Raw genomic sequence first — 15,371 nt, forward strand, 5'->3', positions numbered from 1 at the left:
ATGACATCAGAAAACAAAGCATATAATAAGTTAATCGAAGCTGGAGTGCATCCTTCAGCACAGCGGTTGGCCATCATGGAGTTCCTGATGGAAAATCATACCCATCCAACAGTGGAGGATGTTTATAAAGGTTTGTGTCCCAAAATTCCAACCCTAAGTAAGACTACCGTTTATAATACGCTGCGTTTATTTTCAGAACATCAAGCTGCTCAAATGATAACCATTGACGAGCATCGTGTGTGTTACGATGGTTGTGTAGAGCCCCATGTACATTTTTATTGTAAGAAATGCAAAAGGGTGATAGATATGCCAGAAGAAGATGCACCGAAACTTGTTCAGAATAGAAATATTCACGGAAATATTGTTGATGAGATTCAGCTATACTACAAAGGCATCTGCACTGAATGTGCGCAGAAGGAGATTGCAGAACATTCTAATTAATAAAAAACGACATAATCTAAATTCGTAACTATCTGAATGATAGTTAAATATAAACCCATAGAGATTGGATGCTAATCTCTATGGGTTTGCTGTCTAAACTCATTGACTTTGGCGGTCAAACTCTTTGACTTTAACCGCTAAACTCTTTGACTTTGGTTGTCGCACTCAATGACATAGAATATGAAGCAACAAATTGAGCCGCCAATGAAGGAAGCTCAATTCGTTTCTTGGTTTACTCAAGATGCAGACTTTTCTTGATGGCATTGATTTTTTCATTGGCCTCTGCATCGCAACGTTCATAGCATCCGGCACATTTCATCGTGCCTTTTACCTCCAGATAAAACTTGATCTTAGGCTCCGTTCCCGATGGGCGAACGCTCACCTTGGTGCCATCATCGCAGAACCACTGTAGCACATTGCTGGTGTCAGGCATGTCAAGTTTGGAAATATTTCCATTAATATCACGCTGTTCAAGCGTCTGGTAGTCTTTCCAAATAACGACCTTTGAGCCTCCAAGCTCTGTCGGCGGATTCTTTCTGAAGTCCTCCATCATGGCCTTGATTTCGTCTGCACCAGTCTTTCCAGGACGCACTACATTGACGGTAAACTCCTTGGAGAAGCCGTATTCCAGATAGATGTCCATGAGAAGATCGTAAAGTGTCTTACCTTGATCTTTGGCGTACGCGCAAATTTCAGCCAAGAGACACATGGCGCTCACTGCATCCTTGTCGCGAACAAAGTCGGCAGCCATGAAGCCATAGCTCTCTTCGCCGCCGCCGATGTATTTCTTGCCGGAATCAGCAATGCGTATTTCACGAGCAATCCACTTGAAACCAGTGTAGCAATCAATCATCTCAATGTTGTTCTTCTCGGCAACTTTCCGAATCACCTCTGTGGTCACGATGGTCTTAACGATGTAGTCTGTTGGCTTCAACAGGCCCATGTTCTTGCGGTTGGTGATGATGTAATAGAGGAAAATCAAGCATGTTTGGTTCCCGTTTATCAAGATCCACTCGCCCTTGTCGTTCTTGCATGCCATGCCAACGCGGTCGGCATCAGGGTCACTGGCCATCACGATGTCGGCGTCTAGTTCTTTTGCATCGCGCAAAGCCAATGTCAATGCTTCGCCATTTTCAGGGTTTGGAGAAACAACGGTAGGGAAGTTGCCATCCTTTACCATCTGTTCCTTAACGCAATGCACGTTGTCGAAGCCCCAATATTTAAGTGAGCGCGGAATCATCTTCATACCAGTGCCGTGCAAAGGCGTATAAACGATTTTCAAATCGTGTTGGCGTTTAATCAATTCCGGGTCGATGCTAACGGTCTTAACTGCGTCGAGATAAGCCTGATCGATGTCCTCTCCGATGATTTGAAGCAGCTGTTTGTTACCTTCAAACTTAACGTCTTCTACCTTCACCTTGTTCACTTCATTGATGATTCCCATGTCGTGTGGAGCCAACACTTGTGCGCCGTCTTCCCAATAAGCCTTGTATCCATTGTACTCTTTTGGGTTGTGACTGGCTGTAATGTTCACACCAGCTTGGCAACCAAGATGCCTGATAGCGAATGAACACTCGGGTGTAGGTCGCATGTCGTCGAACAAATATACCTTGATGCCATTGGCCGTAAAGATATCGGCGACACTTTCGGCGAATTTACGACTGTTGTTGCGGCAATCATGGCACACGACAACGGATATGTCGTTACGATCCTGGAAGTTTTTCTTCAGGTAATTGGCAAATCCTTGGGTAGCCATGCCCACCGTGTAGATGTTCATACGGTTGCTTCCGGCACCCATGATACCACGAAGTCCACCTGTTCCAAACTCTAAATCTTTGTAGAAAGAATCGATCAAGTCTGTCTTGTCTTCAGCTTCAATCTTTGCTTTCACTTCTCTCTGGGTCTCCTCATCAAATGCGGGAGTCAACCATTGTTTTGCCTTCTGTTCACACTGGGCAATCAGTTCTGCATTGTTTGCCATATCTTTATGCTGTTTAAGTTATACGTATTGTTTGACAAAGATAGTAATTTTAAATGAGAATTTTCTGGCATTAAGCGTTTTTTTGTACATTTGCAAAGAGCTTGCAAAATAGCGATTGATTAACAACTTCAAGTTTTAAACTTATCGATAACCATGTATTACAAAGGACTAATAATAGCGGTGTCAACATTTCTTATCATCGGCCTCTTTCATCCCGTGGTGATTAAGGTTGAGTACAAATGGGGCGTTCGTCCCTGGTGGATATTCCTGGTTATGGGCATTTTATCTGTCATAGCGTCACTTTTTGTTGAAGATGTCATGTTTTCATCGCTCCTTGGCGTATTGGGTGCTTCGTGTTTGTGGACGATTGGAGAGCTGTTCTCTCAAAAGAAACGAGTTGAAAAAGGATGGTTCCCAATGAATCCGAAGCGAAAAGATCAATATGACATCATCAACCCGGATGAGAAATAAATATCCTGTGCCGGGTAGAAATAAGCGAATTCTCCATGAATGGTGATGGAACGATTGTGGTAGGAAATCCTTTTAGCATATGAAAACAGAACTAATAGTGGTGGGTAAAACTGATAATCCACATTTTATTGCAGGTATAGAGGACTATGTACGGAGGATTTGTCATTATGTACCATTCAACATAGCTGTGATTCCTGAGCTAAAAAACAACAAGAACAGGGGAGTGGAACAACAAAAAGTGCAGGAAGGGCAGTTGATTCTTAAGAAGATAGAGGCTGCTGATACTGTGGTTTTATTGGATGAGCATGGCAAAGAATTTCGGAGTATTGAATTGGCGGCATGGATGGAAAAGAAACAACAATCGGTTAGAAAACTTGTTTTTGTGATTGGTGGCCCATACGGTTTCTCTCCGGAAGTGTATGGGCGAGCAAATGAGAAGATTTCTTTGTCTAAATTGACATTCTCGCATCAGATGGTCCGATTGATCTTTGTTGAGCAGTTGTATCGAGCTTGTACCATCCTGAAAGGCGAGCCTTATCATCACGAATAGCCGCTAAAATCGTGTTATTGATGAGCGGACGACAGAACAAGTAGGTGCAAATAAAAAGTCCTGAACATATGTTCAGGACTTTTTATTTGCAACCTTTCTTCTGTGGTACCACCAGAAATCGTAATTTGTTTCCAAGTGGCTGAATATCACTAATTTTCAAAAGCTACTCAACTGTAATCTCCTCCGTTTGCTCCACCAGTGACTTGCTGTGTTTTGCTTATCATTACAGCGGATGATTTCGTAACACAAAAGTAATAAACTTAATCGAATTGGCAAATTAGTAACCGAAAAAATACAACATAGAGCCTTTTAAGAATATTTTCTTGAGTTTTTTTCTGTTTGTGTTGCATGGTTGCTCGAAAATGATTATCTTTGCACATATAAAAAAGTATATCTTATGATTGAATCATTAACTGTCACAAACTTTTATTGCTTTAAGGAGCGTACAACAATTCTATTTACGGCGAAAAAAGAGCGTAATAGAATGTTGGATAATAATTTTTGTGGGTTTACGACTCAAAACAAGATAAATATCTTAAAACTAGTATTTTTATTAGGGAATAATGGTGCTGGAAAGAGTAAAATTCTGAGCGCATTTGATGCATTACAGTATCTTATTGGCCAAATTCGTGAACGTAAAGATGAATCTTTGCGTTATAGGCCATTTGCTTTTGACGAAGAATGTTTAAACAAGCCATCTGAAATAGAGATAGTATATCATATTAATGATTCACGGTATTTATATAGTATTAAATGGGATAAATATGCTATATATGAGGAGATTTTAGATGAATTACGAACCAAAACTAATATCAATCTATTTCATCGTTGGTATGATAAGGTTAGTGACATCGTAAAAGTTGACTTTACAGATAAAATACAAATTAGTGATAATGAGAATTATATTATCAGCAGTTCGTTATTGAAAAATAATTCAGTATTTAGTACTATTATTAAAACGAATATTTCTCATGCGTTGCTAAATTCACATTTGTTATTTTTTATGGAAGGTTTTGAAATTGTTAATTTAGAAGATGTTGATTTAAATGAAGAACTTCCTGATGATAAAACAGAAAATAGCAAACAATTAAAAAATGTCATTTGTTCGTTTTTAAAATCTGTAGATACTAATATAATGTCATATGAGAAATTGAAAATTGATGTAGAGTATCCTGCTGAGTTATTGCAAAAACTAAAGTCATTGTCAGACAAACAAGAAGCAGAGTTAAGAATGCTGTTTAGGATGGATGAGGAAAAACACATTGTGAATACGTTTCATCGTTTGGATAAAAAAACAGGAAATAGAAGAGGGCGTTTGCCGCTATCAGAACAATCTGATGGCACTAAGGAGATACTTCGATTTTTAATTGTATTAGATGAGGCTATTAGAAAAGAGAAAACGATAATTTTAGATGATTATAGTAGTGGAGTTCAAAGAAATACGTTGAATCAGCTACTGAAATTTTTTTTAGGGGCGGCACAAAATGCTCAACTAATAATATCAACTCAAGATTATAGTTTATTGGATTTTGATATTATAAGAAGAGATTCTATCCGTTTTTTGGTAAAGGATGACATTGCTTCTGCTCATGTTCAATCTATTAATTTATCATTACTGCATAAGAATTCTAGTTTACATCATTATGTAAGCAAAATGAATGTATATGAGCAGTTACCCAAAATGGATGAAGCATTATTTGAAGAACTGTTGAGAATGTACAAAACTATTGCTATGAGATAGTTTGGTATCGTCATCCGGTAAATCCATATGTTAATCAAAAAAGCGAAATCAATTTGTAATCAATAAAAACTAATAACACCTTAAAGGTCTGTTTGGAAGCAAGTTCTCGATATGTTTTTTTCTACTTTTGTTTTCTGATTTCGAAAACTATCTTTCGTACGCACTGTTCGGTATACAGCGATTTCTATTTTGAGGTAGTAGTCAATTAGTTCCACAAACTAATCCTACGCAACTTGTCATTAGAAGCAATTGACTGTGTGTTGCATGCCAATAACCAAGGGAGTGTTTCTCTCCGATGTGCTTACCAGTCAAGAACACTGCGTTTCTTTAGAAGCGTAACTTTTGCCTTGACTTTCTTCCATGCATTTCCAAGTGCACATACATATCCAGTGCCTTAACCATTCGTTTGCATCAATACCGAGACGTTTTATCTATGTAAGATATAATATTCAATCTATACTCTTATATAATGAGCTTCTACTTCCTAATTTCGTACCCCATTACAGACTTGGTAACTCTTTGAGTTTGGCTTTCATCTTAATTAAAGATGTATACTCGGAAGGCATTCTCTCCTCATTACATAAAAAGGATATTCCAAGAACTCTACTTTTCTTACATACGATATAACAATCTTTTTACGGTTCACTTTAAGGAAGAGTTTGCTTTCTATGAACCGAGTTATTGACTCCTTTACACATTGGACACTACGTTTGGATTTACTGAATATCAGCGCAGCGTTTGCTTAATAAAGTAATAGGATGTTCACATCTTTCAGGTTCCTATCCAGTTCATTGGTATGATATTCCCCAGTAGAGGACTTAAAGAACCTCTTGGGGGACTCTCTTGGGTGCTCATTTCGAACAATTCTTCGTTTATTATGTCACTACGCAGATATTTGTGTATCAGATTTATTACACCTTTCCATATTTTACGCCGCGACTGAGTATTTTTATTAGTTTACTATGACTTACCATGTCAAAGAAGCGTTCGAGGTCGAAGTCAACTACGTACTTATCTTCATCCACTATCTTTTGTGTTCTCCGCAGAGCATCACGCCCCCCTTTGGGGATAACCGTAATTTGTTTTCGGAAACTGACGCTTGTATAGTGAGGACAATATTTGATTTAAAGTTTGTTACACAAGTCGGTCTATTACAATCTAGGTGTTCTAAAGGCGTTTCTTGCTATCATCCTTAAGGTTTTCTACTCTAAAACCGGGTAGGAACAATAAGTACCGGGCTGCAAGGAACATATTAACTCGTTTTTATTTATCAGGAGGTCTTTTCTTATTTTGTGTTTTTTTCTGTGTTGTTTATTGTAGAGAAATTCAGTAATTAATAGGGTCGAAAGGCTGGATATATGATAATATATTGCCTGTAGTTGAGTTTTTTTCGGTAAACTGTTTGTAATATTGAAAAAAAGTCATATATTTGCAAACGAAAACATCTTCCAAGGGGGGAGTCTTGGAAGATGTTTATACCAAGTTCTACTTGGAGGATACTTATCCTTTAAATAAGTGGCCAAGTATGGCTGGTCAGGTGCCTACAAATATTCACTAAATCATATATAATATGACAGCAAAAACAGGAGAAAAATGTCCAGTAAGTGGTGTTTGGAAAGTTGATGGCTTTCCTACAACGACGGCACCTATTGCGAAAGGCAACACAATGCCTCCCTACTGTGGTAAAGCGGTAACTTGGAGACTAATCCAATACGCTTAATTTTTAATGATGAAAGTTTTGGCAGGTATGTCAAACCTGCTAGAACTTTCAAATCATCAAAACAATTAATGTTGTTATCGTTATATAGCAAAGCGATAACCAACAAGGCGAATTATTATCCCTGAAGAACGATGGCTATAGGTAATGAGTATAACATTAATAGGCTGCAAAAGTAATAATTCGTTTAAAAGTATGCAAGTAATATTGTAAAAAAAGCCGAGCCGTCACTTTATTTTAATGATTATGGGCATAAAACCTGGTCCTAAAAGAATTGCCGTGTCAACAGGTAAACCAGACAGAAGGCAAAGGGATAATAAGAAGACTCCTGGCAATACGCCATCTCTTAAACCTCACAATCACAAAAAAGGTGATTAAAAAATGGCGTTCACTTTAAAGTGAACGCTAAAATTATACTATTGTGATTTACTATTTTTATATTTTGTAATGAATAAGAGAGAGGAGTCCTTTTTTAGGAATTTGCCTCTGCTACAGTTACCTGAGCAGGGGTAAATCTTTCTATTTAGCATTATGACATTCTCTATCATAGCTTTATTCTTGATAAAATGATATTATATTATTTTGTCATTGATTCAATGAATGAAATCTCTTCATCTGATAGTTTGTATTTAGCATAGAGTTGTGTATCTATCTCAGAAATACTTTTGCTCCAATCAATATAAGATTCATCTGTAAAGTTTTGTAATGGGACAAAACGAAAAACGTCTTGTGACACTTGCATTGTTCCTCTTCCAAAAAACAAGAGAATTCTGAAAAAATTGGATTTAATATATTTGTTTACATTTTGCTGTTTCACATTTGTTGCACTAACTAATGTATGATTGATATCAATAAATTACAAGCTAATAATAGAGATATAGGTAATGGTTTAGAAACCACCTGTCTTCATCATTTTGCATGATTCCCAATCATTTCAAACAGCTCAATACGAAGATAATATTATTTTGAGAATTAACCAAATTCTGATAATCAAAATCATACAAATTCAGCGAATTACCGGCTATGGTTGCTGAAATTTATACTTCAATCCATATTCTTTCAGTTTGTTGTACAGTGTCGTACGTCCTATCCCGAGCAGTTCGGCGGCAACCTTGCGGTTACCGTTCGCCTGCTTCAACGCGCGTAAGACACGCTCCTTGTCTTCCGCATCGCTGCGCAGGGCGAAGCTGACAGGTGAGGTCGCCCTCGTCACGGCAAGTTCCAGATGCTCTTTCGTGACAAGACCCGTCTGTGCCTGCAACACCGCGCCCATGATTTTCTGACGAAGCTCGCGTACATTGCCCGGCCACGCATGGGTCAGCAATGTCTTGCGGGCTTCTCCGTCAAATCCGATGACATCACACTCCAGTTCCCGGTTCGCAATTTCACGGAAGAACTCTGCCAGCGGCATGACGTCCTCCTGACAGTCGCGCAACGGCGGGACGGTTATCTTGAAGTCATGCAAACGGTACAACAAGTCCTGCCGGAAACGCTTTTCATGGACCGCCTTCTCCAGATCCTCGTTGGTGGCGGCGATGATGCGGACATTGAAACTACGGTCAGATTTGTCACCTACCGGACGGTATCTCCGTTCCTGTATGGCTCGCAGAAGCATCTGCTGGGTTTCCGGTGCGAGGTTGCCTACCTCGTCCAAGAACAGCGTACCGCCTTCCGCCTCGTGGAAATAACCTTTCTTGGTGCTGTCCGCACCCGTGAACGCCCCTCTGACGTGTCCGAAGAAAGCCGACGGCGCAAGTTCTTTGGTGAGCGAACCGCAGTCCACAGCCACAAACGGCTTTCCTGCCCGCTTGCCCTTGTCGTGCAGCAAGTGGGCGATATGCTCCTTGCCCGTGCCGTTCTCCCCGAATATCAGCACGCTCATGTCGGTGGGGGCTACCAGCCTTATCCGCTTCATGATGGCTTGGAACGCCGAGCCGTCACGCGAGAACAGGGGCATACGGCTTCGCCCGATATTCCGCTCTTTCAGTATGGTACGGAGCAGAGGCACGAGTTTGTCCTCCACGAGTTGTTTGGGTATGTAGTCCAGCGAACCGAGTTTCATGCTTTCAACCGCCGTATGCACTTCGGCATAGTCGGTCATGATGATGAACGGCTGCATCCTGCCCTCCTTGCGCATCCAGCGCAGCAGGTCGATACCGTTGCCGTCGGGCAGGCGCAGGTCGGAAACAACGATGTCCCCGTCTGCGGCTTGTTGCAGATATTTCTTCGCGGTCGAGAGGTGAAAAGCCTGCACGGTACGGAATCCCTTGCGTGCCAGCAGGTTGCAGACAAACTCGCAATACACGATGTTGTCCTCCACCACGATGATTTTTGTATTATCCATTTTCGTATTTTCTCCTTTCTTCTTTTGCCAGCCGGATGATTTCCGAACCCTTATCCAGCACAGCTTTTACAGCATTATGGATAGCCTCGTTATTTGATGTACCTTTGCTATGAAGCAATTTGTATAGTTCCCTTAACGGTTGGTCTGCACGGAGTATCTCCCATGAACTTCGCAGGTGATGTGTCAGGGCGTTCAGTTCCTGAAGGTCTTTCCGTTGCTCCGCATCCCTGACCGCCTGCATTTCCTTTTCGGTTTCCGTTATCAGTTTCTCCAGCATGACGGCTTCATTGCCGTAGGACAGCAGGGAGGTGAAATCCGGCTTTTCATTCCGGTTGCCTTTCATGGCGCATTTGTCTGAAACCTCCATCAGTTCCGATATGGAGAACGGTTTGAGCAGGCAACCGGAGAAACCACGTTCCATAAGTTCCTCCTTGCTGCAACTGCCCGAAGCGGTGGTCACGACTACCGGGATAGTCTTTGAATTGCCCACATTGGAGGTGCGCAGCAGTTCCAACAACTCGAAGCCGTTTATATCCGGCATATTCAGGTCAGTAAGCAACAGGACGTATTCCTTTTTCCGTATCAATTCCATCAGCTCCGCTACATCGGTGCAGATGTCACAGTGTACTCCTTCTTGGGCATACATTTCTTTCAGCATAAGGAGTAATACCTCGTCATTGTCAATGGCTATCACATCGTGGAATGTATGGTTATGATGAATCCGTATTTGATTTATCTGTTCCGGCAGTTCTTCGGCTGTCTGCATGGGTATTTCCACTTTGATGTGACTTCCCTTGCCTTTTTCGCTTTTCAGCCGGATTGTACCGCCGAGCATTGTCACAATACGCTGTACGATGGAAAGTCCCAGACCGAAGCCGTCTTTTGCGGTGGCGTTTGACAGACGTTCAAACGCGCCGAACACCCGTTGCTGTTCCTCATCGGTCATGCCTGTACCCGTATCTTCGACAATGAGTTTCAGAGCACCGTTATTGTAATCCATTGTCAGAGAGACTCCGCCGTTTTCCGTGAACTTGATGGCGTTCGATAGCAGGTTGTTGCCTATTTGCAGGATACGTTCCTTATCGGTCAAGACAACTGTATCCGTTTGATTGGTTATGGTCAGAGCCAGCCCCTTGTTCATGGCGATGGGCGTAAACTCCGTTTCAAGAATGTGCGTGATTGCCGAAATCCGGCAAGGAGAAATGTTCGGCTGCTCCTTGCCGTTGTCCAGACGGAAGAAACTCAGCAAGGTGTTGAGCATTTCGCGCATACGGTCAGAAGATTGCCGGATGTTACAAATATAACGCCCGATTCGTTCTATGTCATTCTCTTTTTCCACCAGTCCGGCATAACCCGTTATCGCTGTCAGCGGCGTGCGCAGTTCATGCGTGATAGTATGCACGGCTTTCTTGCGGGAGGCTATCAGAGCCTCGTTTTGCTCTACCGACTGTTGCAACTGTCCTATTAAATCAGTCGTTTTCTGTTTGTACCGTTTGATTCGGTTGGCATTACGGTGTATGATGATATATGATATTACCAGCAGAAGGAAGACGAATCCTGTCAGGCTACCTATCTGCATAAACGACTGTTCCCTCATGGCGGTTATCTCGGCTTCCCGTTTTTGCAGATCGGCTTGCACCTTTTTATCCATCTGGCGTATAAATCCGTGCAGTTGCCGGTTAAGTTTCGCGTTTCGTGCCACAAGGTTGTCGGTGTGTTCCGACAGACGGCGGCTTTGCGCCCGTTGCTTGGCTATCATGTCCCGGTCGAGGGAACGGAGCATTGTTGTGGTCACGGTTGGCTTTGGCTTTTCTTTCTTGCCGAATATGCCGAGAAATCTTTTCCGCTTCGGTTTTTGCGGTTGTTCCTGCACACTTTTCTGTACGATTACGGGTACTTGACGAGTGATCTTATCATTGATGGCTTGTTGCTGTTCAAGTACCTGCACGATTTGATGCATTTGTCGTTCCTTATCTTCGAGAAGATAGCGTACACTGTCTATGCGCTCTGTCGGATAAATCGTTTTGAAACGGCATAGCATACTGTCCATTGCCATGCGTTGATAATGGTAATGTTCCAAATCTGCATATTCCCACTCCAATACTGTCTCGCCTGATAAAGAAAGTTCAATAAGAAGAACAAATATTTCGTGCGATTCTTGGCGAAAAGTATCTATATGACGATTCTGAACTTCCAATTTCTCTAAATCGCACCATTCTTTATACCAAATATACATTATGCCGATAACCAATAATGCCATCAGCAAATAGCCGAGTGAAATTAGATTCTTAATAGATTTCATACTGCCTGTAATTTATCCCAACGTCCATCTTTCAGATAAGGCAAAAACTCCCGTATCTTATCTACCGACCAATCCCACCATTTCAAAGCCTGCATCTGTTCTATTATATCAGGACTGAACCGCTTTCGTATCTCTTTGGCAGGGACACCACCCACAATGGTATAGGGCGGCACATCTTTCGTCACAACCGCCCTTGTACCAACAATAGCCCCGTCACCGATATGGACACCAGCCATAATAACGGCTTCATAGCCTATCCATACGTCATTGCCTATTACGATGTCGCCTTTGTTGTCCCAAGCGGAAGCCACATTTGCCTTATCCAATTCCCAATCTTCATAAAACAGCGGAAATGTGTAAGTGGATAAAGATTTTAGGGTATGGTTGGCACAGTTGAACAGAAATTTTACGCCGCAAGCAATAGAACAGAACTTTCCAATTATCAGCCGTTCATGGTTAATGGGATAATGATACAATACGTTATTTTGCTCAAACAGACACGGGTCTGAAACAAAATCATTGTAAATGGTATAGTCGCCTATTTCGATAGACGGGTCTTTTACGACAGCATTCAAATAAACGGTTTGCGTGTCACCTTTACGGGGATATATCTTGTTCATCATAAATTTCAGTTCTTAGTATTGTTTATATTTAAGATAAATGACGGATTGTGTACCAAGCAGTATCACATATAAGTATTCCACTGCCCAATATGCCGCTAACGTGACATTACAATAACCTAATCCCCATAAGCAGAACAGATAAGCAATAGTAGTTATCACCTGAAAAATGAATACCGTCCGTGTCGCTCCCGTTCCTGTTGTAGCATTCAGATAGACGTAACCGGGTAGTGCAAAGAAGTAATTCAATAGCATAACAAGAAAAGGCGGCCATGCAAGCTGTACGATAGCGGGATTTTCCGTATAAGCCCCTATAATGTGCTGGTGAAAGAACAACGCAAAAGTAATCAGTGGAATGCCTGTCGCATATCCTAAACGGATAATTTTATGGCAAAGCGGAAAAACTTGTTTCTTTTCACCTGCTCCAATCAGGTTACTCACCAAAGAACCGGTGACACCTGCCAATGCATTGACGATAACGGAAAACAGTGCGGAAACACTTCTTACAATGTTCGATACAGCCAACTCCGTTTCTCCCAAGCGTTCGATAGCCACGAAGAACAGAAACCAAATGGCTACACTTGTAAAGAACTGGAGCATACTCCATACAGAGATAGAAAACACCTCTTTCAATACCGTTATATCAATACGCCAGTATAAGCCATACGCTTTTTTATCAATGTGCCGAAACATATATGCAGCCAATACAGCCAGCGAACACATTTCGGCAGATGAAGAAGCGATAGCCGCTCCCGATATACCCATATCGAAGCCGAAAATCAGGAGCCAGTTCAGCGGAATGTTTACCAGTACGGCAGTGAAAGCTGCCATGTTCAGAGCTTTTGTCTGTGTAATGCCTACCAAAAACGAGCGTAAGGCAAGGAACGGGAAAGAGAACAACAATCCCCAAATACGCCAATCCAAATAGCGGATAACCGCATTATAGACATCATCCGAAGTTATCAGATGTTTCAACAGAACGGGAGAAAATATCTTGGATAGCATACAGAGGAGTACCGCCAGTATCAGCAAGAAAAACAATCCCTGAAAGAACGTTTTTCCCGTTTCTGCATACCACTGTTCTCCGTTTCGGCGGGCAATTATTACTTGCAACCCCAAGCTGAATCCGAAGCCGAGCATATAAATTGCCAAGAACCATATTCCGGCAAGGGCAGATGCGCCCAATTCCACATCACCCACATGCCCTAAAAACAAAGCATCGGTAATATTTATCAGTTGTTCGATAAGGATGCTCATCATTACAGGAAAAGCGATGAGCCAGATTTTCTTATAGGTATAATTCATTTGTTCAAACCAATATGATACAATACATCCTGCCGCTTTAAGCAGCACGACAATCTTATAGATTTATAATAAGGGATAATGACAAAACAATAACAGGCAAACTTAAAACATAAGCCTGTCTATTGCTGAATAGCAATAATTGGAAGTGCTATTCGTTGAGCGTAGCTATATGCACAACTGCCATTTCATATTGTTGAACAACTATTTATTTTTCTGTTAGTTCTGCAAAGATAGCGTTTTTCCCTGAACTTATATTATCGGATTATCAATTAAATTCTTGCTAACACTCCATATCATCCTCATTCATCCGCTTAACAAGATTATCTATCAGATGATGAAGATATGCCGTCCGGTCTTTTCTCTCTTTCATGGCTATATATGAAGCGTAATAATCCCCTAAATCAATGTGGAATATTGTACTAAGGAAATTCATCATTTCTTTAATTTCCACGTTGCCATTGTTTATGTCGCCCGAAGATACAAGAGAATATCCCAGTTCGATAAGATATGACTTTTTGCCTGTGAAACGGAACGGGTATTTGAAGCATCTTTGTAGATTATCTTCTATCTGATTATTAGTTCCCAGTTTCACCAATCGTTTATTCAGATAGATGCGCAGCATTTCATTGGCTATGATTTTAGCCACCTTATAATCATATCCTGTTGAGAAATTTGGGTCTTTATCGAATTGTGCGCTATCGGTACATAATCGTAAATCCGCTTTTCCACGAACAAAATAATATTCATCATACACAGTGGAATGTGAACGGTAGTATTGATAAAAGTCCAAATTGCGATTGAAGAAATAGGTCAGATTATCCAGTTCCCGATTGATATAATTCCTAATCACTTCATCGCTACCATTAGGACATTGTGTTTCAATCTTGTATATCTTATAGAAGAATAGCAACCGACCGAGTATTTCCGGTTTCTGAGTTTTGAAAAATAAAATTTCGTCCTCTTTGGTTGGAAATATATAGGTTTGTATTTTCATCCTCAAATCATTGAGAGCTGTTTGCAGCCTATGTACTATTGAAAGAGAAACATCAATAATATTATAGCCGTAGAGGTCGATTTCCGAAATATCGACCTCTATTTGGGCTAATATATTATTAGCCAACTCTTTCATTTTACTAATTTTATAAATTTAGATTCTGTACAAACGCTTAAATCCGTAGTTACAAACTTTCCATTGTAAAAAAGAGAAAAAATAGTGGCTGGTGTGGGAGAACTTTGTGCCTGTTCTCTCGTTTCCAGCTTGATTACTTTTAAAGGAATACTCTTTTCTTGTGCAAGAACACGTAACATTCCATTTACATAATAATCCGTGTATGGACAACGACTTGAATAATAGGCAACCAGTCCTTGTTTATCGGTACATTCTTCGATTTTTGCGCAGTCATTAAAATATGGAACTACACCATTGTCACAAATATTCATCGCCAACAATGAAAAGCCATTCGGAAGCCTTTCTATTTCTTCAAATCCGTGTTTCAATAACCATTTCGTATCGCTCATGAAATGGTTCTTTTTTGTACCCACAACAGTGACTAATCCATTCTTCTGTTGCTTTTTAGCATCTTCAATTACAGATTGAAGCAAATTATATCCATGCCCTTGCCCTTTATACTGCCCTGAAACCCAAAAACAATTAATCATTAAATAATTGGGAGCAGTAACCGGAAGCCACGCATATTCAGCAGGAACATATTCTATAAAAACTTTGGCTCGTGCATCAAGCCGCCTGAAAACATAGCCATTGGCAAATTCTTTCGTTAGCCACTCTTTTTTCAACTCATACCCCGCCAAGCATTTTTTGTCAGAGAATGCGCAACAGATATGGTCTTTATCTATATTATTTTCTGTCAGCGTTATATATTTAGGTAAATTATTTTCCAT

Annotated in this window: 12 protein-coding genes; 4 read left to right on the top strand and 8 right to left on the bottom strand. The window is 40.9% G+C overall.

Translation table 11 applies throughout. The features are described from left to right. Positions 1-441 carry a Fur family transcriptional regulator gene (locus tag HMPREF0650_RS01355; protein ID WP_040562038.1) on the top strand — a complete coding sequence of 147 codons (441 nt, stop codon included), beginning with the start codon at positions 1-3 and terminating at the stop codon, positions 439-441. 232 nt (positions 442-673) lie between these two features. Here the strand turns inward: HMPREF0650_RS01355 and HMPREF0650_RS01360 are convergent, their stop codons facing one another. Beyond that, positions 674-2,422, bottom strand: a complete 1,749-nt coding sequence (locus tag HMPREF0650_RS01360; protein ID WP_004347703.1) for a phospho-sugar mutase — start codon at positions 2,420-2,422, stop codon at positions 674-676. Positions 2,423-2,575: 153 nt separating this feature from the next. On the opposite strand from HMPREF0650_RS01360, the gene HMPREF0650_RS01365 reads away from it, so the two are divergent. The 3 genes from HMPREF0650_RS01365 to HMPREF0650_RS01375 all read left to right on the top strand — a co-directional run bounded on the left by HMPREF0650_RS01365 (position 2,576) and on the right by HMPREF0650_RS01375 (position 5,184). After that, complete coding sequence (locus HMPREF0650_RS01365) at positions 2,576-2,893, top strand: DUF4491 family protein (RefSeq protein WP_004347705.1); 318 nt, start codon at positions 2,576-2,578, stop codon at positions 2,891-2,893. 79 nt (positions 2,894-2,972) lie between these two features. Continuing rightward, the gene (gene rlmH, locus HMPREF0650_RS01370; RefSeq protein WP_004347706.1) at positions 2,973-3,443 is read left to right on the top strand and encodes a 23S rRNA (pseudouridine(1915)-N(3))-methyltransferase RlmH; all 471 of its coding nucleotides are present in this window, start codon (positions 2,973-2,975) and stop codon (positions 3,441-3,443) included. A gap of 397 nt (positions 3,444-3,840) precedes the next feature. Then, positions 3,841-5,184 (top strand): AAA family ATPase, encoded by a 1,344-nt coding sequence (locus HMPREF0650_RS01375; protein WP_004347707.1) that lies wholly within the window; start codon positions 3,841-3,843, stop codon positions 5,182-5,184. A 2,294-nt stretch (positions 5,185-7,478) separates the two neighbouring features. Here HMPREF0650_RS01375 and HMPREF0650_RS01380 read toward each other — a convergent pair. The 7 genes from HMPREF0650_RS01380 to HMPREF0650_RS01410 all read right to left on the bottom strand — a co-directional run bounded on the left by HMPREF0650_RS01380 (position 7,479) and on the right by HMPREF0650_RS01410 (position 15,371). Further along, positions 7,479-7,718, bottom strand: a complete 240-nt coding sequence (locus HMPREF0650_RS01380) for a hypothetical protein (protein ID WP_004347709.1) — start codon at positions 7,716-7,718, stop codon at positions 7,479-7,481. 204 nt (positions 7,719-7,922) lie between these two features. Next, entirely contained in the window at positions 7,923-9,245 is a 1,323-nt protein-coding gene (locus HMPREF0650_RS01385) for a sigma-54-dependent transcriptional regulator (protein WP_004347711.1), read from the bottom strand. Then, entirely contained in the window at positions 9,238-11,547 is a 2,310-nt protein-coding gene (locus HMPREF0650_RS01390) for a hybrid sensor histidine kinase/response regulator (protein ID WP_004347712.1), read from the bottom strand. Before HMPREF0650_RS01390 ends, HMPREF0650_RS01385 begins: the two co-directional genes overlap by 8 nt. Then, positions 11,544-12,170, bottom strand: coding sequence for a CatB-related O-acetyltransferase (locus HMPREF0650_RS01395; protein WP_005645966.1), 627 nt, complete (start codon positions 12,168-12,170; stop codon positions 11,544-11,546). Before HMPREF0650_RS01395 ends, HMPREF0650_RS01390 begins: the two co-directional genes overlap by 4 nt. A gap of 12 nt (positions 12,171-12,182) precedes the next feature. Continuing rightward, positions 12,183-13,472, bottom strand: a complete 1,290-nt coding sequence (locus HMPREF0650_RS01400) for an MATE family efflux transporter (RefSeq protein ID WP_154398054.1) — start codon at positions 13,470-13,472, stop codon at positions 12,183-12,185. 280 nt (positions 13,473-13,752) lie between these two features. Continuing rightward, positions 13,753-14,601, bottom strand: a complete 849-nt coding sequence (locus tag HMPREF0650_RS01405; protein ID WP_004347716.1) for an RteC domain-containing protein — start codon at positions 14,599-14,601, stop codon at positions 13,753-13,755. Further along, complete coding sequence (locus tag HMPREF0650_RS01410) at positions 14,598-15,371, bottom strand: N-acetyltransferase (RefSeq protein ID WP_004347717.1); 774 nt, start codon at positions 15,369-15,371, stop codon at positions 14,598-14,600. The genes HMPREF0650_RS01405 and HMPREF0650_RS01410 overlap by 4 nt, the downstream gene beginning before the upstream one ends.

It is taken from the genome of Hoylesella buccalis ATCC 35310 (assembly GCF_000177075.1).
GTDB classification, from domain to species: domain Bacteria; phylum Bacteroidota; class Bacteroidia; order Bacteroidales; family Bacteroidaceae; genus Prevotella; species Prevotella buccalis.

What these genes read in the sequence shown, in the direction of transcription:
- HMPREF0650_RS01360 (WP_004347703.1), bottom strand. Translation starts at nt 2,422, where the DNA reads ATGGCAAACAATGCAGAACTGATTGCCCAGTGTGAACAGAAGGCAAAA.
- HMPREF0650_RS01400 (WP_154398054.1), bottom strand. Translation starts at nt 13,472, where the DNA reads ATGAATTATACCTATAAGAAAATCTGGCTCATCGCTTTTCCTGTAATG.
- HMPREF0650_RS01395 (WP_005645966.1), bottom strand. Translation starts at nt 12,170, where the DNA reads ATGATGAACAAGATATATCCCCGTAAAGGTGACACGCAAACCGTTTAT.
- HMPREF0650_RS01405 (WP_004347716.1), bottom strand. Translation starts at nt 14,601, where the DNA reads ATGAAAGAGTTGGCTAATAATATATTAGCCCAAATAGAGGTCGATATT.
- HMPREF0650_RS01390 (WP_004347712.1), bottom strand. Translation starts at nt 11,547, where the DNA reads ATGAAATCTATTAAGAATCTAATTTCACTCGGCTATTTGCTGATGGCA.
- rlmH (WP_004347706.1), top strand. Translation starts at nt 2,973, where the DNA reads ATGAAAACAGAACTAATAGTGGTGGGTAAAACTGATAATCCACATTTT.
- HMPREF0650_RS01375 (WP_004347707.1), top strand. Translation starts at nt 3,841, where the DNA reads ATGATTGAATCATTAACTGTCACAAACTTTTATTGCTTTAAGGAGCGT.
- HMPREF0650_RS01385 (WP_004347711.1), bottom strand. Translation starts at nt 9,245, where the DNA reads ATGGATAATACAAAAATCATCGTGGTGGAGGACAACATCGTGTATTGC.
- HMPREF0650_RS01410 (WP_004347717.1), bottom strand. Translation starts at nt 15,371, where the DNA reads ATGGAAAATAATTTACCTAAATATATAACGCTGACAGAAAATAATATA.
- HMPREF0650_RS01355 (WP_040562038.1), top strand. Translation starts at nt 1, where the DNA reads ATGACATCAGAAAACAAAGCATATAATAAGTTAATCGAAGCTGGAGTG.
- HMPREF0650_RS01365 (WP_004347705.1), top strand. Translation starts at nt 2,576, where the DNA reads ATGTATTACAAAGGACTAATAATAGCGGTGTCAACATTTCTTATCATC.